The sequence below is a fragment of the Ruegeria sp. E8 genome (assembly GCF_056533985.1).
The window spans coordinates 28,555-48,131 of sequence record NZ_JBQFOY010000010.1 but is presented as its reverse complement, the minus strand read 5'-3'; the positions used below and the strand labels follow the sequence as shown (position 1 = coordinate 48,131).

Here is a 19,577-nt window from a genome sequence, read left to right as displayed (position 1 = left end):
CACCGAGCCCACCTAGGTTACCGCTCACGGTTCATTTCTTCGGGTCCCATGCGTCTGCCTTTTTTCTTCATCCTCAGCATCGTCATGATCGACGCCATGGGCATTGGCCTTGTGATGCCAATCATGCCGCAACTGATTGTCGAGGTTCAGGGCGGCACATTGGCCAATGCTGCGATCTGGGGCGGCGTGCTGAGCACTGCGTTTGCCGCGATGCAATTTGTTTTCGGTCCCATTCTGGGAAACCTGTCCGATGCTTATGGGCGTCGAACCGTATTGCTTGTGTCGCTGTTCGTTATGGCGCTGGACTATGTCGTCATGGCTGTGGCGGGCAGCATCTGGCTGTTGCTGGTCGGCCGTATCGTTGGCGGCATCACGGCAGCCACCCATTCGACAGCAGCGGCGTTCATGGCGGATGTGTCCGATCCCAAAGATAAGGCCGCCAATTTCGGCCTTCTCGGCGCGGCCTTTGGCGTAGGATTCGTCCTGGGCCCCGTGGTCGGCGGGTTGCTGAGCGAGTATGGGACCCGCGCGCCGTTTTGGGCTGCAGCAGGGTTGGCGGCACTGACCTTTTGCATCGGCTATTTCGTGATGCCCGAAACAGTGACCGACGAAAACCGGCGTGCATTCAACCTGCGGCGCGCGAACCCTGTGAATTCGCTGCGCGCCATTGCCGCGTTGCCGGGTATTCGGCCAATGCTGTGGGTCTATTTTCTGTATTCGGTTTCGATCTACGTCTATCCTGCGATATGGTCTTACTTCACGACCGAGCGGTTCGGCTGGTCGCCGCAGATGATCGGCCTGTCACTTGGCGTCTACGGTATCGGCATGGCCATCATGCAGGGTGGCGTGATCCGCCCGGCCATCCGCTTTCTGGGTGAGCGGGGAACTGTCATCTATGGCATGGTTTTTGAAATCCTGAGTTTCGCCATTCTGGCCTTTTTGACCAACGGCCTGATCGCGCTGCTTCTGATTCCCTTGACCGCCGTCGGCGCGGTCATCACCCCTGCGCTTCAGGCAATGATGTCCAAGGCCACACCAGATTCGCAACAAGGCGAGTTGCAAGGCGTCCTGACTGCGTTGCACGCGCTTTCCATGGTGATCTCGCCGCTGGTGATGACCAGCGTGTTCGCGCAGTTTATCCGGCCTGACACCCTGCTCTATCTACCCGGCGCGCCTTTCCTGCTGGCGCTTGTTCTGATGTTGGGTGGGTTCGTGCTGTTCCGCAGGTCCCCGCCTGTCGTGGCGTAACAACGACATGTAAATGGCGGTTTCCGCCTTGCGAGCCACCGTTTCCCGCGCCACCGTGAACTCAACGGGAGCGAGGGACAACATGCAAACAATCAAAGCCGCAGTCTGCCGGGCGTTTGGCGAACCATTGGTGATCGAAGAGGTTCAACTGGCACCCCCCGGCACAGGCGAGGTCGAAGTGACGCTGGATGCCGTGGCCATCTGCCATTCAGACATCTCTTATGCCGAAGGGGCGTGGGGTGGGTTCCTGCCCGCCGTCTATGGGCACGAAGCCGCAGGAGTGGTCAGCGCGGTCGGAGAGGCCTCGGGTGAATTCAAAATCGGCGATCCGGTAGTCGTCACCCTGATCCGGGCATGCGGATCATGCCCCACATGTGCAGGCGGGCATCCAACAAACTGTGAAACGCCTTTCGATACGGTCAAAGGTCCGCTGAAGACGAGCGACGGCAGTCCGCTTGAACAGGCCATGGCCTGTGGTGCCTTTGCCGAGAAAGTTGTGGTGAGCCATCGCCAGATCGTCAAAATCCCGGAAACTCTGCCTAAAGACTTGGCCAGCCTGCTCTCATGTGGGGTGATCACCGGAGTCGGAGCTGCGGTGAACGCCGCTAACCTGCGCCCCGGTCAGGATGTCGTGGTCATCGGCGCAGGCGGCGTTGGTCTGAACGCCATTCAAGGCGCGCGAATTGCGGGTGCGCGGCGGATCGTGGCCGTGGACATGACCGAAGAAAAGCTCGAGATCGCGAAGGAATTCGGCGCCACCCACGGCGTTTTGGCCAGTTTGGATCAACCATGGAAAGCCGCTTACAAGGCGCTTGGCGGACGTGGAGCAGACGCGGTATTGATCACGGTCGGCGCGATCCCCGCCTATGATCAGGCCCCGCGCTATCTCGGCCGTGGCGGCAAGGCGATCATGATCGGGATGCCTCATTCCGGTGACATGGCCAGTTATGAACCCGTTGTGCTGGCGGCTTTGGGGCAGGGGGTTGTCGGATCGAAAATGGGCGATGTGGTGATCCAGCGCGATATTCCGTGGATGATCGACCTGTATGAACAGGGACGGCTGAAACTGGATGAACTGATCTCGGGTCGTTGGTCTCTGGAACAGATCAACGAAGCCATCGCCGACACCAAAACCGGATCGGCCAAGCGCAACGTGATCCTGTTCGACAGGACCTGACCCACCGAAAGGATTTGGGATGAAACTGCAGGATCTGGACATTATCGTCACCGCCCCGCCCTCTCCGGGCTGGGGTGGGCGGTACTGGATATTGGTCAAACTGACGACAGATACCGGCATCACCGGTTGGGGCGAATGCTATGCCTCGTCCGTCGGTCCCGAGGCGATGCGGCATGTCATTCGGGACGTGTTCGAACGGCATATGCTGAATGAAAATCCCGAAAACATCGAACTCATGTTTCGCCGCGCCTATTCCAGCGGCTTCACCCAGCGACCGGACCTGACGGTTATGGGCGCGTTTTCGGGGCTCGAGATCGCCTGCTGGGACATTCTGGGTAAGGATCGCGACCGCCCGGTTTATGCGCTGCTGGGTGGTAAGATGAACGAACGCATCCGGGCCTATACTTACCTTTACCCCCTACCCAATCATAACCTGACCGATTTTTGGACCTCTCCTGAACAAGCGGGCGAAACGGCGGCTGAAATGGTGCGCCGCGGCTATACCGCAGTGAAATTCGACCCAGCTGGCCCCTATACGATACGTGGCGGCCACATGCCTGCGATGAGCGACATTTCCATGTCCGTCGCCTTCTGCAAGGCGATCCGCGAGGCTGTGGGTGACAAGGCCGATCTGCTGTTCGGCACACATGGTCAGTTCAACACCGCCGGGGCCATCCGGCTGGGGCAGGCGTTGGAACCTTACCAACCGCTTTGGTTCGAAGAACCGACACCGCCTGACATGATCGACGACATGGCCCGCGTCGCTCGCAACGTCCGCATCCCGGTCGCCACCGGAGAGCGGATGACCACCAAGGCTGAGTTCGGAGCCGTCCTGCGCGCCGGAGCCGCGGAAATCCTGCAACCGGCCCTGGGCCGCGCTGGCGGGATTTGGGAGATGAAGAAGGTCGCGGCCATGGCGGAAGTTTTCAACGCCCAGATGGCACCGCATCTGTACGCAGGTCCGGTTGAATGGGCCGCCAACATCCATTTGGCAGCTTCAATTCCCAACCTGCTGCTTCTTGAAACCATTGAGACACCGTTCCACGATCAACTGATCAAAAGCTCGATCCGGATTGAAGATGGGTTCGTCACCGTCCCGACCGCTCCGGGCCTTGGGATCGACGTCGACGAGGACCTTGCACGTGCGCACCCATACCACGACGATGGGCTGCATCTGCAAATGCAGGAGGACCCTTGCGACTACGCGAACGGCAACGCGTTCCAAGGGGGTGCTCCGGCGACCGAGGGGTGACAATACCCTTAGCTTTGATGCATATTGGTACCATAAAAAGCAGATCAACGGTCGAAAAGTGGCACTCAAAGAAACCGATCCTCAGGCATACCACACAGACACTCTGCCGGACTTGAAAGAGAACGCCGCCCGCGCGGCTGCGTATCTCAAAACGCTGGCACATGAAGGCCGCCTGATGATCCTGTGCCATCTCGGCAATGGTGAGAAATCAGTCAGCCAGTTGGAGGAGCTGCTTCAATTGCGCCAAGCCGCAGTCAGCCAGATGCTGGCCCGCTTGCGCGAAGAAAACCTCGTCTCAACCCGCCGTGAGGGCAAGGCCATCTATTACTCTCTGAAAGACGGGAACACGGAACAGGTGATTGGCCTGCTCTATAACCTGTTCTGCGTACCAGACAATTGACCGCTAGTTGGACACATAGCCAGCAATAACCTGCAACAGCTTGAATGCAGTTGCCGCGTCGTTTTCCACAACCGCGAGGAATTCTTCCTCACCGATCCGCAGGCAGGACAATTGGGTTTCGGCCACCATACTCAGTGCACGTGGTTCTTTTCGGATCAACCCCAACTCACCCACCAAAGCACCGGGCCCGACCTTGGTGATCAGCTGGTCTGCCCCTTGTTCCTGCGGCAGATACAGCCCGGCTTCACCCTCCAATACGACATAAGCGCCGTCCGTCGGCTGATCGTCTTTCAAAAACACAACCTGCCCCGGTGCGGCATCGAACCAGCGCGCACCAAAGGCCAGCAGGCGCAGCTGCCTGCGGTCCAGACCCGAAAACAAAGGGGTCTGTTCCAGAGCGCGCAGTTTTCGCGCCAAATCTGCCGAAGCTGCGCTATCTTCCTCCACGTCCACGGGCCCTCCGTCCGAGACGACACGACCTTGCCGTACTTCCACGTACATGTCGAATACGCTCGGGTTTTCGAACTGATCATTCAGATAGAAAACCGTGGTGTCCGGCAACAACTCACGCAGTTTTTTGTACACGGCCACCTGCGTTTTCATGTCGTAGCTGGCCAAGGCGTTTTCCAGAATCAATATGTCAGGCTTCTTGATCGCCGCGCGGGTAAAGGCCAAAGGTTCGGCAAACACCGCGGGAAGGTTCTGACCACCCAAAGAAACCGGGACATCATAAATCAGCTCGGTTACCAGAGGGCGCGCGCCGTTCTCGGCCAATACGTCGACGACCAGCTTGCGGGCCTCATCTGAACGGGCACCTCCGATCTGGCTGACCTTTCCGAACAGTGCGTTTTCCAGAACTGTCAGACCGGGCGCAAAGGCTTGCGGGTCCAGCGGAACAAAAACGTCACGCAAGCGCTCCAACAACTTGTCGGAATGGGTGCGCCGCAATTCGAGAATTCGATCCTTCAACTCGTCTGAGAAGGCAGGCCCGATCTGCTCCGCCGAGATCACAAAGGGCACGGCCAGCATATTGGCCAGTTGTTCATCATCCAGCCCGGATGTGCCCTCTTTGCGTGTGTATTCAACCAGCTCTACCGCCGCTTCATAGGTTTTGGCATCGAGGCCGAGCTTGCGGAACAATGGATGATCCGTCCCGTCAAACCCGAAGATCTGACGCAGCATCTCGATCACGTCACTGGTCAGCGCAATCAGTGTTTTGTCCAGCCCCAGCTCTCGCAATTGCCCCAAAAAGACCTTTTGCCGGGCAAGCAAAGCCTGTGTCACCGGAACGCGGGGGGTTGCAAACAGCAGGTTCTCAACAACAGGCAAAGCGGGATTATAAACGCTTCGGTCAAAGATAAGGGCCTGTTGTTCAAGGCCCGCGTCCTGAACGGCTTGTCGGACAAGAGGGCGCAGTTCGATCAGTTTCTCTGCCAGATCAGCGTGGCTGGCCGCGTCAAAACTCTGCTCCGCACCGCGCTGGAACAGAGAAGCGCCCGATCCCATGCCATCGATCAGCTGCAACCACCAATCCCGCAAACCGGCCTCATCCTGAAACCCAGCCCTGGATGGATCCAACCATTCAACCTTGAACGGATCAGCGCTGTTCCCGGCCCGCAGGGTTTCGGGAAAGCCCGGGTCGTCCGATGACTCCACCAGCGGTTTGTAGCGCATCGGCATCATCACGTTGTCGCCCAGCGTTCCCTGAAACATCACGGGGCGGGAAGAGGCATATCCGATACGCGCAGCGACGATACCCTGATGCAGCTCAGCCAGATTCAAATCACCGATCCGAACCTTGCCGGCGCTGGGAATAATCTCGCGCGTCAGCAACTCACCGATGGCGCGGCGGTCTTCTTCACTCGGCGCAGCGATGGCAATTGTCTTTCCGGCAGGAAAGCTCAGGTCCAGATCGTCCAGGACCTGATTGCCATCCATGTCACGCACCGAAACATGATCCAGCACCACATTACCGTTCAGATGCGGCAGCTCGGCAGGCTCGCCTTCAAACAGGGCTTCGTCCTGCATTCCGGAGGGCGCAAAACGATCAATGACCACATCCCAGCGCAGCGACATGTCCTGGGTCTGGTTGTAATAGGCCAGCAGCTCTTTCCACGGCGAGCTGAGATCCTTGTATGCCGCCAATGCAGCAACCAACGCCCCCAGCGAGACCGAGCCCTGCAATACCAATAAACCGCCAATCAGATAGAACATGAATGGCGTCAGCTGCGAGATGAAGTTGTTTATGAACTTCATAAAGAACTTCTTTTGGTAGATCTCGAAACGGATACCAAACAGGCGACCCAACTGATCCGAGATCATCGACCGGCGATACCGCCAGCCACCGTTGGTCCGTAAGGTGGAGGCACCTGCCGCGTTCTCACCAATCTGTGCGGCCAGAACCCGGACTTCCTGAATGCGTTTTTTGTTCAGCAGGTTGATCTGGCGCTGTAGCTTGGGGATCAACCAGGCTTGCAACGGAATGAGCGCCACGGCCGCCAGCCCAAACCAAACGCTTTGCAAAAACAGAAAAGACAGGATCGTGATCATTTGCCCGGCCTGCAGAACCGGCTGGCTGATCGCGTCCCCCATCAGGCCACCCATCGGCTCGCTTTCGGCGGTGATCATCGAGACCATCTCACCTTGGCTGACCCGCTCGAAATAGGGTTGAGGAAAGCGCAAGGCCCCGCTGATCAACTGATAGCGAAAACGCCGCAGCATCCGTTCGCTCAACACACCTTTCATGGTGTTGATGCGCATCTTCATCAGCCCATGACCCAGCACAGCCGCCAGAAAGGCAAAACACAAAATGACCAGGAAATTCGTCTGGGACATGGTGTAGCCCCAAACCGTAATCTCGGAGGTGGTTGAACCGATGGCATCGTTGATGATGCGTTTTGGCAACTCAAGTGTCAGGTAGAGCAGCGGAAACAGCGTTGCCGTCACCGCCAACAGGATCAGCTGATCACGTTTGGAGTATTTCCAGATAAATCGGAAAATCGTGCGTTCTATGGAACCTGCCCCTGCTGTTGACCGACAATGCGGATTGGATGTTGTGCACGCAAATTCAACAACATGAAACCAATATCATCCAGACAGGATACGCAATTTTTTTCCCTTTTGAGAAATTTCTTAACCTTATGTGAACTAGTTCATTTACGCATGCCATTGTTTTTGCCTAAAGTTGACAGCAGATCGATATCGGGAGGGTTCTTTTGACTGCCAGTTTTGGCGCAGTGTTTCTTATGCTTTGTCTGTTGCTGATCAAGCATATGTTCGCTGACTACTACCTCCAGACTCCGAAAATGCTTGCCGGACGGGGTGAGTATTTTCACTTGGGACGCGCGCAACATGCTGCTGTGCATGTTGTGGGCTCTGTCGTCGTTTTTTTCGTGTTCGGCGCGCCTTTGTCCTTCATTTTAATCATCGCCGCGCTGGAATGGATTATCCATTTCAACATCGATTTTGTTAAGGCCAGCTATTCTGACAAGAAACAGCTTCAGCCATCGCAGGCCGCATTCTGGCGCGCAGCGGGTCTGGATCAATTGATGCACAACCTGACGTATGTGGCGATGGTCTGGGCATGGGTGACCTTTGCGGCTGCCTGACCAAAGTTAGGCCGCGTCGTCCATCAATCCCACCCGATAGGCCGACAACCACATCCGATCCAACGCGTCGATTGCATCAGGATCGAACCGGTGTTCAACGTCCCAGTACCGCCCCGAGGCAACATAGTATCCCAGGTCACTTTCTGAACGCATTGCGGTGCGCATACCGTTAACTTCGGGAAGTGGCACAGCCGTCAGGTCGGATATGCTCGCTGACGGAAAGACCAGCCGGCTTGGCCCGTTGGACAACCGCACGGTCCTGCAACCTTGAGCGGCTGCGAAAAGCCCCAGTCGTGCGGATTTCGCTTCAAGTGAGCGCAGTGTCACATCCTTGCGCAACGGGTCTGCGGACCCGTTTCCGTAAAAATGTGTCCAACCGGTGCCGGAATAGACCATGTCGCAACCAAAAAATGCCAGAACATCCGGCTTTAGAGCCGACAACGCCCAATATCCGGCCGTAAAGGCCATCGTTCCGCCTGCATAGACAAAGCCACCATAGTCATTTTGCCTGGGGACGTAATCACCAGCGGTGATAATGCGCTGAGTGCTGGACAGATCCATCGGGCGCCGGTCGGCAGGGAAATCCTCAGGATGGATCAAGTAGTCCCAATCCTTGCGAATACGCCACGCGTTGTTGATGGCGACGATATGCGTGAAACATGCGCGCGGCCATGTCCGCGCTGCCAGCGCCGAAGGGGCGCTGCCAAGGATCAATACGTTGGTCTTTCCATCGGTCATCGTGGGGCCACCTTTGCTGCCAACCCCACTGGACATAGACCGTTTACGTTAGGCGGCTAGCCCAGAACCGAGAAACTGCTTTCTTCATTGATCGGACGCTTGCGCGAGTAGAAACCCACGTCGATGGTCCGCTTGATATACGGCAGTTCGAATTGCAAAGGCTCGGCATCATGATCGGCCCCATCTTCGCAATAGGCGATCAGCGCCGCCATCATCTTGCCCGCAATCGGCGCGTTCTTGTACTGGTTCCCGCTCGAGCCGCAGGCCATATAGAACCCCGGCAGGCTGGACTTGTCATAAATCGGAATCCAGTCGGTCGACGCATCATACAGGTCGACAACGCCGCGCGTTTTCGACGGAATGCCAAGGCTGGGTACGCGCTGCGCATACCGCATGGCCTGTGTGGTCCATTGATCCGTAAACTCGCGGTTATAATGCAGATCGTCCTCGCACCACTGGTGCGGATCACATTCCGGGTCTTCCGAGCCGACCAGAATGTGGTTGCCGTGTTCAGGGCGGCAGTAACAGGCGATATCGCTGTCCGAAACGATGGTTCCGTCGTTTTCAAAGTCGAACCCATCAGGCGCGGGAACATGCACGACCTCTTGCCGCAAGGGCCGGGTTTTGATGGTCATATCGTCCAGTACACCCGCCATCTCGTTGATGATGGCCGATCCCGGCCCGGCCACGTTGACCACAACATTGGCATGGATTTCCTCGCCCGAGGCCAGTTTGACGCCGGAAACGCGCCCGTTCTCGGTCAGAATTTCAGTGACCTCAACGCTGGTTCGCACCTCGGCACCATGCTGTTTCGCAGCGTCCATCAGGTTCTGCGCCGACAGGGCCGGGTCGGTGACATAGCCCGCCTGCGGCCAGTACACACCGCCCGTCATTTTACGCCCGTTGGGCTGACCGAATTCGGGATCGTCCATACGACGCGCAGGGGCAAAACTATCCAGCGAATACACCGGCAAGCGTTCCACCACTTTTTCACCCGACCATTCCTCGAACGGGCAATCAAGCTCTGACGAGTTGCGCATGTGCTTTTCCAGCATCCCGTTCGCCTCGGTTTTCATGACCAGACAGCCGGTTTCACGGAACTGGGCCAGATTGGCATCTTCCGGCAGACCCAGATAGTCGGCCCAATCGCGCCAGTAATGGTAGCCTTCCCAAGCGAAGGCCGTACCGTCAAAGGTCGAATAGTGCATCCGGATAATCGCGCAGGACCCCGCGGTCGAGCCGTGCCCGACCTGCGCATTCCGGTCCAGCGACAGGGTCTTCCACCCCACCTTGGCCATCTCGAACGCGATGGCGGCGCCGATCACGCCTGTTCCGATGATGATTGCATCTGGTTGGCTCATGAGGGTCTCCCTTCCCAAAAGCGTTTTGCATAAGCGCTGAATTCCGACACTTCTTCCGGTTGCGGCTCAACCCCGGTGAAGACGAACAGATAATGCGATACCAGCGCCAGACGGGTCTCGGTCGCTTCGTTCAACTGCGCCAGATCGTACCCGATCTGCATGTAGTAAAGAACGCGCGCTCGGGTTTCCGCCTCAAGCGGCTCATAATCGAAGCGCGCGAACATCTCGCGCAATGCCGCCAGGCGGCGCGCGTCGGACTGATCCAGTATCCGCCGCACCTTGCCCGACCTACGCGCCCAGTCACGCACAGCAAAATCCAGGGCCGTGTCGAACAATGCCGTATTCACTACACATCGTTGAACATTGCAGACCGCCGCCGTGATCGTGTCGGCAGGCAATTCGGACTGCGCGATCAAGGCGGCCGTGTTGGTCGCCTGCCACTTGGCCAGCAAGGCGTCCAGCAGCTCTTGCCGGGACTTAAAATACCAATAGAAAGACGAGCGTGAGACCGCCATACGCTCGGCTAGGTTCATCACTTTAACCTGCTCGACCCCGTCCGAGACCAACACGTCCATGGCCACATTCAGCCAGTCATCCCGCGTGACCTTGATATTGCCGACCAGAGGTTCCGCCTTTGGGTCGTCGCGATGCAAAATGGGTTTCGTGTTCATCAGCTCTCTGGCGGCGCGCCGCCCTCCTGAGTGCGCCGGGCGATGAATTCCTTCATCGCGCCGATCCCGTCATCGTTATGGGACGGTGGTTTGAAATCCGCAAGAATGCCTTTCCAGACGCCGGTCGCCCGATGGTTGGCGTCCACTGATCCCCGTTCCGTCCATGTTCCGAAATTGGCATAGTCATGCAGGTGGGGTTGGTAGAATTCGGTGTTGTACCGTTCCATCGTTTGGCTGGAGGCAAAGAAATGCCCGCTGGGTTCGACTTCGGACAACGCGGTGTCAAAACCGATCTCGGCAGTTCCGGCCTGCGCTCCGGCACAAAGCTCAGCCACCATGTTCAGCACTTCGGCATCGCAGACCAGCTTTTCGAAGGACACGGTCAGCCCGCCCTCAAGCCAGCCCGCCGAATGGATGATGACCGTCGCACCCGCCATCAGACAGCCCCACAGGCCGAACTGGTTCTCGTTTGCCGCCTGAACGTCGTTGATATTCGACGCCGAACCTGCAGCGGACCGCCAAGGCAGGCCCAGGTGTCGCGCCAGTTGCCCGGCGGCCAGTGACGCCTGGAAATGCGAGGGGGTCCCGAAGGCAGGCGCACCCGATTTCATGTCTACGTTGCTGGTGAAGGTGCCATAGCAGACCGGCGCTCCGGGGGTGGCCAGTTGCGTCAGCGTCAAGGCTGCCAGCGCCTCGGCATGAGACAGCGTGATCGCACCCGCCACCGTGATCGGTGCCATCGCACCCATCAGCGTGAAGGGCGTGATGATCGACATCTGACCGTGTCGCGCAAAGTCGATCAGGCCCTGCGCCATAGGGATATCCAACGTACGCGGGCTGTTGGTGTTGATGATGGTGTAGCAATGCGCACCCGCGCGGAATTCGTCATCCGACAGGCCCCGCGCGATGGATAGCATCTCAAAGCAGTCCATCACCTGCGGCGTGCCGCGCGAGAAGAAGAACGGGAACTTGTCCGTCAGTCCCATCTGCGCCTGCGTGGTAAAGTAGTGCCGCAGATGGGTGGGAACATCCTGCGGCTCGACCTGGGGCGAGATCATCTGAAAGACGTCGAAGTGATGGGTGAGTTTCAGGAACTCCAGGTAATCCTGCCCCGTCGCCGGGCGGCGCCCGCGTTCAAGATCGGTGGCGTTGGGGGCCCCTGCCCCGGGCTGAAACACCAGGCTCCCCAGTTCCAGCGTAAAGTCCCGGTGCCGCGCGCCTGCACGGCAGGGGATGGACTTTGGGGCCGAGGCGATGGCGGCCTCGACCATGTCGCGTCCGATGAAAACCATTTCGCTGTCTTCATCCACACGCGCACCGCTCTGCTTGAACAGCTTGCGCGCCTCGGGCAGCAGGGTTTTGACGCCCAAATCCTCCAGCGTGCGCAGCGCCGTTTTGTGCATGTCCGCGATCTGATCCGCCGGGAAAACCTCCATCTGCGGAAACGGGTTCCTGAGTTGACGGTAATTCACGTCGCGACTGGGCGGAGGCGCAACCTCTGCGCCACGTCCGCGCCGTCGACGACCTCGGTCCTGTGCAACCATCGTCAGCCTCGCATCGCTTTGCCCGAAGGGTCATAAGGCGATGGCGCAACGATCCGCGCGGGGCGTTCTACGCCGACCACATGCACCGACAGTTCGGTTCCCGGTGCCGCCTTGTCCCGATTGACCAACGCCATCGCCAGTGACTTGCCGGTATAATGACCAAACCCGCCCGACGTCACAAAGCCGACACGCTCCTCACCTGACCAGATCGGCTCATAGCCGCTGGCATCTGCGTCCAAAGCCTCCACTTCCAATGTCACCTGAACCTGTGCGGGGCCATTTCCATCGCGCTCTGCAACAGCAGCTTCCTTGCCGACAAAGTCCTTGTCCCAGTCGATCCAGCGATCCATCCCGGTCATGCCCGGCGTGTAGAGCTGCGTAAATTCCGCCGACCAGATGCCAAAGCTCTTCTCAAGCCGGGTCGAAAGCATAGCGTTGAAGCCGCACTCGCGAATACCTTCGTCAGCCCCGGCCTCAAGCAGCATCCGGCGCAGCTTGATGTGATCACCATAACGGCAGTTGATCTCATAGCCTTTCTCACCGGTCACTGACATCCGTGCAACACGCGCGCGGACCAGCCCGATGTCGAAGTCACCACAGCCCATGAATTTGAGCCCCGAGGTATCCTGTTCCGCCAGTTTCTCGACCACGGCCTGCGATTTCGGTCCGACAACGGCAAAACCGCAGTATTCCTCGCCCAGATCGCGAATGCTGACGCCGTCCATCATATGATCGTCGAACCAGCGCATATGCCAGGCGCGCAGGTAATAGCTGCCCATGATCCACCACGTCCCGTCGCCCCAGTTGAGCACGGTCAGGTCGCCCTTAAGCCGACCGTTCTCTCCCAGCATCGGGGCCAGCTTCGCCCGCCCCGGTGCGGGCAGTTTCGAGGCCATGACCTTGTCCAGCCACGCTTCGGCATTCGGTCCTGTGACCTCGAACCGAGAAAAGCCCGATATGTCGAGCAGGCCAACCCCTTCGCGGATCACCTTGCATTCCTCGGCCACGATGTCATGCGCGTTCGAGCGTTTGAGCGTCGGCGTCTCCTCGAACCCTTTGGGTGCGAAGTAGAGCGGGACTTCCAGATCCCAGCTAACGCCCCATTTGCAGCCCGCTTCTGTCATCGCGTCATGCGCCGGGGCCATTTTCAGCGGGCGACCCGCGGGCAGTTGCTCATTCGGGTAAGTCATCACGAAGCGACGGGAATAGAACTGGCCCGTGGTTTCCCGGATGTAGCGCTTGTTCTGCGCGAAATCGCCATAGCGCGCCACGTCCATTGGCCATGCGTCCGCCTCAGGCTCCCCATGGATCATCCATTCGGCCAGCGTCTTACCGACGCCACCGCCTTGCAGGAAGCCCGCCATCACCGCACAGGCCGACCAATAGCCGCGCTTGCCTGGCACCGGCCCGACCAGAGGGTTGCCATCCGGCGAAAAGGTAAACGCACCATTCACCCACGTCTTGATGCCGACATTCTGGATCGAGGGGTAGCGTTCAAAGCCCAGGGTCAGCTCGTTCTCGATCCGATCCAGCTGTTCCTGAAACAGCTCCTCGCCGTAATTCCACGGCGCGCCATCCATGGCCCAGTGTTCGTGATCAACCTCGTAAATCCCGACCAGAACCCCTTTCTGGTCCTGCCGCATATAGGTGAACCCTTCGAGGTCCACGGTCATCGGCATCTCGAAATCAGCCTGGGCCACTTCGGGTACGGTATCGGTGATCAGATAGTGGTGTTTCAGCGGCGAGACCGGCAGTTCGACCCCAGCCATGCGCCCCACCTGCTTGGCCCATAGGCCCGCAGCGTTGACCACATGCTCGCAAGTGATCGTGCCTTTGTCGGTCACAACCTGCCAGCCCTCATCGGTCTGGATCAGTTCCTCGACCTTGGTTTCCTCATAATATTCTGCACCGCGTTTCCTGGCCGCCGTTGCATATGCCTGCACCGTGCCGGTCGTGTCGATGTACCCTTCACGGTCGGCCCACATTGCGCCCAGTACGCCCTCGGTGGACATGATCGGGCAGCGGCGCTGCGCCTCTTCTGGGCTCAACAGTTCGCAGTCATCAATGCCGATGGATTGGAAGATGCGGTAATTCGCCTGAAGCCACTCCCACCGTTCGGGTGTCCCGGCCAAAGTCAGACCGCCGGTCATGTGCAGGCCGATATTCTGGCCTGACTCTTTCTCGATCTCGCTCAGCAGATCGATAGTATAGGCCTGCAACGACGCCATATTCGGATCGGCGTTCAGCGCATGGATGCCCCCTGCCGCGTGCCAGGACGACCCTGATGCCAGGCGCCGCCGCTCCAACATGACCACATCGGTCCAGCCGAACTTGGCAAGGTGATACAGAACCGAGGCGCCAACAACCCCGCCCCCGATGACAACGACACGATACTGGGATTTCATCCCGGCCTCCCCTGAACAGAATCTGAGGAGACGCTAATAGCACTGTTCACTTCTGTCTAGACATTTATGTACAGTAATAGCCACTGAAATGCGCTGCCCTGTCTGGCATGTTTAAAGGCTTGCGCTAGGGCGGGACTGAATACCTTGGAACCACGCCAGCGTAGCGGCGTTTTCCTCCGGGATACGCATTTTGATGACGCGTGCGAAATCGACAAAAACGAAGGTCGAGATATCAGCCAGAGAGAAAACATCGCCCGCGATATACGGGCTTTCTTTCAAGCGCGCTTCCAGCAGTTCGAAAAACGAGGCGACACGCGCCCGTCCACGCTGCGCAAGTTCGGGAATCTGCGCGTGATCAGACGGACCAGGAATGGCCCGGTCTTTGAAGGCCGGATGGCTGTTGCGCAGGGCCTCGGCGATGGGCACCCCACCCTGCTGCTCGACAATGGCATTCCACATCAGGACCAGGCCCTTTTCATCAGGGGTTCGGCCCATCAACGGCGGTTCGGGAAACTGTGCTTCCAGATAAGCCGCGATGCCCAGATTTTCTGTCAAAGCGGTTCCATCATCCGTCACCAGAACCGGGACCGTCGCCCTTGGGTTCACGGCGCGAAAGGCGTCGCTCAATTGCTCACCATCGGCAATCGAGATATTGCGGGTTTCGATGTCCACCCCTTTTTCAGCAATGAACATACGTGCGCGACGTGGGTTCGGAGCAGTGGAACAATCGTAGAAAATCATGCCTGTGCTCCTTTCCGGTCAGCGGCGATAGATGAAACAGCGCCCTTCAACGGCACCGTCGGGCAAGGGCAACTCGGTCAGCGCGTCGAAATACATCCGGTCGCTCGAGACCATCAAACCGCCCGGAGCCAGCAAAGGCTCAATAAGCGGGGACACAAAGCGCGCGAACTTGTCGTTCTTTTCACGGTTATGCCCGCCAAGGTCGGCGTGGATAAGGCTGGCCGATGCGCCGAACCGATCAACCGACGCGGGCAGGGTTTCTCGCACATCGCCCAGGATCACCCGATCCTCGGGCGGGGTGGAATCGGGATGCGAGGCGACTGCGCGTTCGAACACATAGACCGGGCGATCATCCATATGCTGCACCAGATGGTGATAGGTGCGACCGTTGCCCAGGCCCAGTTCAAACACCGGGCCCGTCATGCCCGCCGTATGCGCAATCGCATGATCGAGACAGGCGCGTTGCGACACCATGCGATCAATGAACAGATCCAGACGACTTTGATTCTCGGACACCGGCAAATATCTCCTTGATACCAGTAGGAAGGATAGATCCCTCCGACGCCGCCCTTGATTACAAATTCTCAACACTTTGTGTAGCGAAGAAGCCGCAAGTTTCACATTTCCGCGACATTTCTGCTTAAGAACGGGTTTGACTAGACAGGCGGAACCGCGCGACACTGGCGGAAAAATCACGGGGAGTTGAATCAACCGATGTCACTGAACGGCCAAACGGGTGGAAAACCCGGATGAGTGCGTTGTTGTCGGTCAAAGACCTCAGCATCGGCTTTGGTACGGGCAATTCCGTGGTCACGGGTGTCAACTTTGATGTAGAGGCCGGGCAGACTCTGGCTTTGGTCGGTGAGTCGGGATCAGGGAAAACCATTACGTGCCGCGCAGCTTTGCGCATCCTGCCCCGCACGGCGCAAATTAGAAGCGGCTCGATTACCCTGAATGATTCCAAAGGCATGTGCGATCTGACTGCCGTATCAGAACGTGAACTGCGCAACATTCGCGGCAATCGGGTTTCGATGATTTTTCAGGAACCGATGCGGTCGTTGTCACCCCTACACAAGATTGGCAATCAGGTCAGCGAGGTTCTGTGGCTGCACCGCGGATTGTCCGAGGCCGAGGCCCGCAAACAAGTTCTGACCCAGTTCGATCGCGTTGGTTTCTCTGACCCGCAGCGGGCTTATGACTCGTATCCGTTCGAGCTGTCGGGCGGTATGCGCCAACGCGCAATGATCGCCATGGCGATGGTATCCAAGCCCGAATTGCTGATCGCGGACGAACCGACCACCGCGCTAGATGTGACCACTCAGGCGCAGGTTCTGGGACTGATCAAGGAATTGCAGCGCGAAACCGGCATGGCGCTTATTCTGGTGACGCACGATCTGGGTGTGGTTGCCAACATGGCCGAACAGGTTGTTGTCATGCACAAGGGCCGCATCATGGAGGCTGGCCCGGCCGCGCCGATCCTCACGGCCCCGGCACATCCCTATACAAAGCAATTGTTCGATGCCGCCCCGGAAATTCCGGATCAGGATGCCGTGGGTATTCCGATGCCTGACGAAGATCTGATCCTTCAGATGAAGAGCGTGTCCAAGACCTACACCATGCGATCCAGCAAGGGCTGGCAGGCTGAAAAAGCAATCTATGCCTGTCGCGGCGTCGACCTGAATCTGGCGCGCGGCAAGACGCTGGCCATTGTCGGTGAAAGCGGATCGGGCAAGACGACAGCGGCCCGAATCGCTTTGGGTGCCGAGTTGCCCGACCCCGGTGGCGAAGTTCTGTTTCGGACCGCACCCGAGTCGGATCCGATCACCGTGCACAGCATGACCCGCGCCCAGCGCACGGCGTTTCAGCGCAAGGCGCAGATGGTGTTTCAAGACCCCTACAGCTCACTCAGCCCCCGAATGCGCATTCAGGACGCGATGACCGAGCCGTTGGAAATCCACCGTATCGGCACAACTGCCGAGCAACGCGACAAAGCCGCCGAGATGTTGCAGCGCGTTGGCCTGACTGAAGACATGCTGAAACGCTATCCGCACGCCTTTTCCGGCGGGCAACGCCAGCGCCTGTCTGTTGCGCGCGCCATGATGCTGGATCCGCAGTTAATTGTGTGTGACGAACCGACCTCGGCCTTGGATGTGTCCGTTCAGGAACAGATTCTGACCTTGCTGGAAAACCTGCAAGACAGCCTGAACCTGTCCTACCTGTTCATCTCGCACGATCTGGCCGTTGTTGCACGGATCGCCGATGAAGTTGCCGTCATGCGGCGTGGTCTGATCGTCGAGCAGGCACCGCCCGAAACTCTTTTCTACAATCCGCGCCATCCGTACACCAAGGCGCTGATTGCCGCTCAACCAGAACCCGACATCAATCGCCCGATCGACCTGCAATTGGTCTCTCTGGGTGCCGGCGCACCGGATAGTTGGGATGAAGCCTTTCGTTTCTCGGACACCGTGATACCCTCACTGGTGGAATTGGAACCGGGCCATAAGGTACGTTGCCATGTTTAAGACCACTCACCCCCTGCTTCTGGCTGCTTCGCTGGCTATTTCAGGGATGCTGCCCGCCACTGCAGAAACGATCCCGACCCCTCAGGAAAACGCTTTCTGGAGCGCCGAGGTCGAAAGCGGCGATCTTCCGCCTGTGCAAGAGCGCCTGCCGAATGACCCGCTGATTGTGGATATGTCGGCCAAAGGGCGCGAATTCGGCACTCCAGGCGGCACCTTGCGCACCATGGTCACGCGGTCCAAAGATATCCGCCAGATGGTTGTCTATGGCTATGCCCGGCTGGTCGGCTTCAACCAGAATTACGAAATTGTACCAGACCTGCTGGCATCGTTTGAAAATGAGGGCAATCGCAAGTTCACCCTGAAACTGCGCGAAGGGCATAAGTGGTCGGACGGTTCGCCCTTTACCTCGGAAGACTTCCGCTATTGGTGGGAGGATGTCGCCAATAACGAACTGCTCAGCCCGTCGGGCCCGCCAGATTTTCTGATCGTCGAAGGTAAAACGCCCACAGTCACGTTCCCGGACGAAACCACGGTGATCTTCGAATGGGACGACCCCAACCCGAACTTCCTGCAATCGCTGGCTCAGGCGCGACCGCCGTTTATCTACCGACCTGCCGCCTTCCTGAAGCAATATCACGAGAAATACGCAGATTCCGAAGAACTGGCATTTCAGGTCGAAGATGCCCGCGTCAAAAGCTGGGCCGCGCTGCACAACAAGCTGGACAACCTGTACAAGTTCGACAACCACGAACTTCCCACACTGCAGCCCTGGTTAAATGCAAGCTCGGGCAAGAAAATTCGCCACAATTTTGTGCGCAACCCGTATTACCACCGCGTCGACAGCAAGGGGGTGCAGCTTCCCTATATCGACGTGGTCGAGATGGAGATCGTTGCCCCCGGTCTGGTCGCCGCCAAAACCAACGCGGGCGAAAGCGACCTGCAAGGTCGGGGCTTGGCATTCCGCGACGCATCGATCCTGAAGAAAGGCGAGGAACAAGGCGGATATAAAACGCTGTTGTGGAAAACCGGCGTAGCGTCGCAGATCGCGATTTATCCGAACCTCAATTTTTCCGATGATGCCTGGCGCGATGTGTTGCGTGACGTACGTGTGCGGCGTGCCTTGTCGCTGGCGATCGACCGGCAAACCATCAATCAGGCTTTGTATTTTAAACTCGCGCAGCCAGGCGCAATGTCGGTTCTGCCCGCCTCGCCCTTCTACAGCGAAGACAATGCCAAGGCGTGGGCCCAATACGATATCGATCAGGCCAATGCGCTTCTGGACGAAGCTGGTCTGGATCAGCGTGACAAAAACGGCATTCGCCTGTTGCCGGACGGCCGCCCGATGGAGTTGGTGATCGAAACCGCAGGTGAGCGGCAAGAGGTTGAAAACGCCCTTCAGATCGTCACCGACAACTGGCGTGAGGTTGGGGTTAAGCTGGTCATGCGTCCATTGGACCGGGACATCCTGCGCAACCGTGTGTTTGCGGGCAACTCGATGGCGTCGGTCTGGTTCGGTTGGGATGACGGTATTCCGCAGGCGCACACTTCACCCGCCTATCTGGCCCCGACAGATCAGGTTTTCCTGGCCTGGCCGAAATGGGGACAATTCTATCAGACCGGCGGTGAAGTGGGCGAAGCCCCCGATATGCCGGAAGCCAAACGCCTGATGGAGTTGGCGCATGAATGGCAAACCGCCTCGACAGAAGAAGAGCGCACATCCGTCTGGACCGAGATGCTGAACATTCACGCGGATCAGCTTTATGCCATCGGCATTCTGAATGGCGCACCACAGCCTGTTGTCGTGTCAAACCGTCTGCGCAACGTACCGGAACAGGCCATGTGGGCATGGGAACCCGGTGCCCATTTCGGCATCCACCGCCCGGATGAGTTCTTTTTCGCCGACTAAGCAG

The 19,577-nt window shown here is 58.3% G+C and carries 15 protein-coding genes; 7 read left to right on the top strand and 8 right to left on the bottom strand.

The features are described from left to right. Positions 1 to 48 precede the first annotated feature (48 nt). The 4 genes from ACR0LF_RS14075 (at position 49) to ACR0LF_RS14060 (ending at position 4,077) form a co-directional block, all read left to right on the top strand. Positions 49 to 1,248 carry a TCR/Tet family MFS transporter gene (locus tag ACR0LF_RS14075; protein ID WP_480580789.1) on the top strand — a complete coding sequence of 400 codons (1,200 nt, stop codon included), beginning with the start codon at positions 49 to 51 and terminating at the stop codon, positions 1,246 to 1,248. A gap of 82 nt (positions 1,249 to 1,330) precedes the next feature. Next, positions 1,331 to 2,425, top strand: coding sequence for a Zn-dependent alcohol dehydrogenase (locus ACR0LF_RS14070; protein ID WP_480580791.1), 1,095 nt, complete (start codon positions 1,331 to 1,333; stop codon positions 2,423 to 2,425). A 19-nt stretch (positions 2,426 to 2,444) separates the two neighbouring features. After that, positions 2,445 to 3,677 carry a mandelate racemase/muconate lactonizing enzyme family protein gene (locus ACR0LF_RS14065; RefSeq protein WP_480580793.1) on the top strand — a complete coding sequence of 411 codons (1,233 nt, stop codon included), beginning with the start codon at positions 2,445 to 2,447 and terminating at the stop codon, positions 3,675 to 3,677. A gap of 112 nt (positions 3,678 to 3,789) precedes the next feature. Then, entirely contained in the window at positions 3,790 to 4,077 is a 288-nt protein-coding gene (locus ACR0LF_RS14060; RefSeq protein ID WP_480580872.1) for an ArsR/SmtB family transcription factor, read from the top strand. A gap of 3 nt (positions 4,078 to 4,080) precedes the next feature. Here the strand turns inward: ACR0LF_RS14060 and ACR0LF_RS14055 are convergent, their stop codons facing one another. Beyond that, on the bottom strand, positions 4,081 to 7,077 hold the full coding sequence (locus ACR0LF_RS14055) for a cyclic nucleotide-binding domain-containing protein (RefSeq protein WP_480580874.1): 2,997 nt from the start codon (positions 7,075 to 7,077) through the stop codon (positions 4,081 to 4,083). 245 nt (positions 7,078 to 7,322) lie between these two features. Between ACR0LF_RS14055 and ACR0LF_RS14050 the strand changes: the two genes are divergently transcribed. Beyond that, positions 7,323 to 7,685, top strand: coding sequence for a DUF3307 domain-containing protein (locus ACR0LF_RS14050; protein WP_480580876.1), 363 nt, complete (start codon positions 7,323 to 7,325; stop codon positions 7,683 to 7,685). A gap of 6 nt (positions 7,686 to 7,691) precedes the next feature. On the opposite strand, the gene ACR0LF_RS14045 is transcribed toward ACR0LF_RS14050, so the two are convergent. The 7 genes from ACR0LF_RS14045 to ACR0LF_RS14015 form a co-directional block, all read right to left on the bottom strand. Beyond that, on the bottom strand, positions 7,692 to 8,423 hold the full coding sequence (locus ACR0LF_RS14045; protein WP_480580794.1) for a hypothetical protein: 732 nt from the start codon (positions 8,421 to 8,423) through the stop codon (positions 7,692 to 7,694). A 56-nt stretch (positions 8,424 to 8,479) separates the two neighbouring features. After that, positions 8,480 to 9,784 (bottom strand): NAD(P)/FAD-dependent oxidoreductase, encoded by a 1,305-nt coding sequence (locus ACR0LF_RS14040; protein ID WP_480580796.1) that lies wholly within the window; start codon positions 9,782 to 9,784, stop codon positions 8,480 to 8,482. Further along, complete coding sequence (locus ACR0LF_RS14035; protein WP_480580797.1) at positions 9,781 to 10,455, bottom strand: TetR/AcrR family transcriptional regulator; 675 nt, start codon at positions 10,453 to 10,455, stop codon at positions 9,781 to 9,783. Before ACR0LF_RS14035 ends, ACR0LF_RS14040 begins: the two co-directional genes overlap by 4 nt. Then, a complete protein-coding gene (locus ACR0LF_RS14030) occupies positions 10,455 to 11,999 on the bottom strand; it encodes a trimethylamine methyltransferase family protein (protein ID WP_480580799.1) in 1,545 nt (514 codons plus the stop codon). Before ACR0LF_RS14030 ends, ACR0LF_RS14035 begins: the two co-directional genes overlap by 1 nt. Positions 12,000 to 12,001: 2 nt before the next feature. After that, positions 12,002 to 14,404, bottom strand: a complete 2,403-nt coding sequence (locus ACR0LF_RS14025; RefSeq protein ID WP_480580800.1) for a GcvT family protein — start codon at positions 14,402 to 14,404, stop codon at positions 12,002 to 12,004. Between the two features lie 111 nt (positions 14,405 to 14,515). After that, complete coding sequence (locus tag ACR0LF_RS14020; protein ID WP_480580802.1) at positions 14,516 to 15,145, bottom strand: glutathione S-transferase family protein; 630 nt, start codon at positions 15,143 to 15,145, stop codon at positions 14,516 to 14,518. 18 nt (positions 15,146 to 15,163) lie between these two features. Then, the gene (locus ACR0LF_RS14015; protein ID WP_480580804.1) at positions 15,164 to 15,661 is read right to left on the bottom strand and encodes a class I SAM-dependent methyltransferase; all 498 of its coding nucleotides are present in this window, start codon (positions 15,659 to 15,661) and stop codon (positions 15,164 to 15,166) included. A 233-nt stretch (positions 15,662 to 15,894) separates the two neighbouring features. On the opposite strand from ACR0LF_RS14015, the gene ACR0LF_RS14010 reads away from it, so the two are divergent. After that, positions 15,895 to 17,667 carry an ABC transporter ATP-binding protein gene (locus ACR0LF_RS14010; protein WP_480580806.1) on the top strand — a complete coding sequence of 591 codons (1,773 nt, stop codon included), beginning with the start codon at positions 15,895 to 15,897 and terminating at the stop codon, positions 17,665 to 17,667. Continuing rightward, entirely contained in the window at positions 17,660 to 19,573 is a 1,914-nt protein-coding gene (locus tag ACR0LF_RS14005; RefSeq protein WP_480580809.1) for an ABC transporter substrate-binding protein, read from the top strand. Before ACR0LF_RS14010 ends, ACR0LF_RS14005 begins: the two co-directional genes overlap by 8 nt. The last annotated feature ends 4 nt before the right edge of the window (positions 19,574 to 19,577 follow it).

Coding starts and splice junctions, on each gene's coding strand:
- ACR0LF_RS14075 (WP_480580789.1), top strand. CDS start 49: ATGCGTCTGCCTTTTTTCTTCATCCTCAGCATCGTCATGATCGACGCC.
- ACR0LF_RS14070 (WP_480580791.1), top strand. CDS start 1,331: ATGCAAACAATCAAAGCCGCAGTCTGCCGGGCGTTTGGCGAACCATTG.
- ACR0LF_RS14065 (WP_480580793.1), top strand. CDS start 2,445: ATGAAACTGCAGGATCTGGACATTATCGTCACCGCCCCGCCCTCTCCG.
- ACR0LF_RS14050 (WP_480580876.1), top strand. CDS start 7,323: ATGCTTTGTCTGTTGCTGATCAAGCATATGTTCGCTGACTACTACCTC.
- ACR0LF_RS14045 (WP_480580794.1), bottom strand. CDS start 8,423: ATGACCGATGGAAAGACCAACGTATTGATCCTTGGCAGCGCCCCTTCG.
- ACR0LF_RS14040 (WP_480580796.1), bottom strand. CDS start 9,784: ATGAGCCAACCAGATGCAATCATCATCGGAACAGGCGTGATCGGCGCC.
- ACR0LF_RS14035 (WP_480580797.1), bottom strand. CDS start 10,455: ATGAACACGAAACCCATTTTGCATCGCGACGACCCAAAGGCGGAACCT.
- ACR0LF_RS14030 (WP_480580799.1), bottom strand. CDS start 11,999: ATGGTTGCACAGGACCGAGGTCGTCGACGGCGCGGACGTGGCGCAGAG.
- ACR0LF_RS14025 (WP_480580800.1), bottom strand. CDS start 14,404: ATGAAATCCCAGTATCGTGTCGTTGTCATCGGGGGCGGGGTTGTTGGC.
- ACR0LF_RS14020 (WP_480580802.1), bottom strand. CDS start 15,145: ATGATTTTCTACGATTGTTCCACTGCTCCGAACCCACGTCGCGCACGT.
- ACR0LF_RS14010 (WP_480580806.1), top strand. CDS start 15,895: ATGAGTGCGTTGTTGTCGGTCAAAGACCTCAGCATCGGCTTTGGTACG.
- ACR0LF_RS14005 (WP_480580809.1), top strand. CDS start 17,660: ATGTTTAAGACCACTCACCCCCTGCTTCTGGCTGCTTCGCTGGCTATT.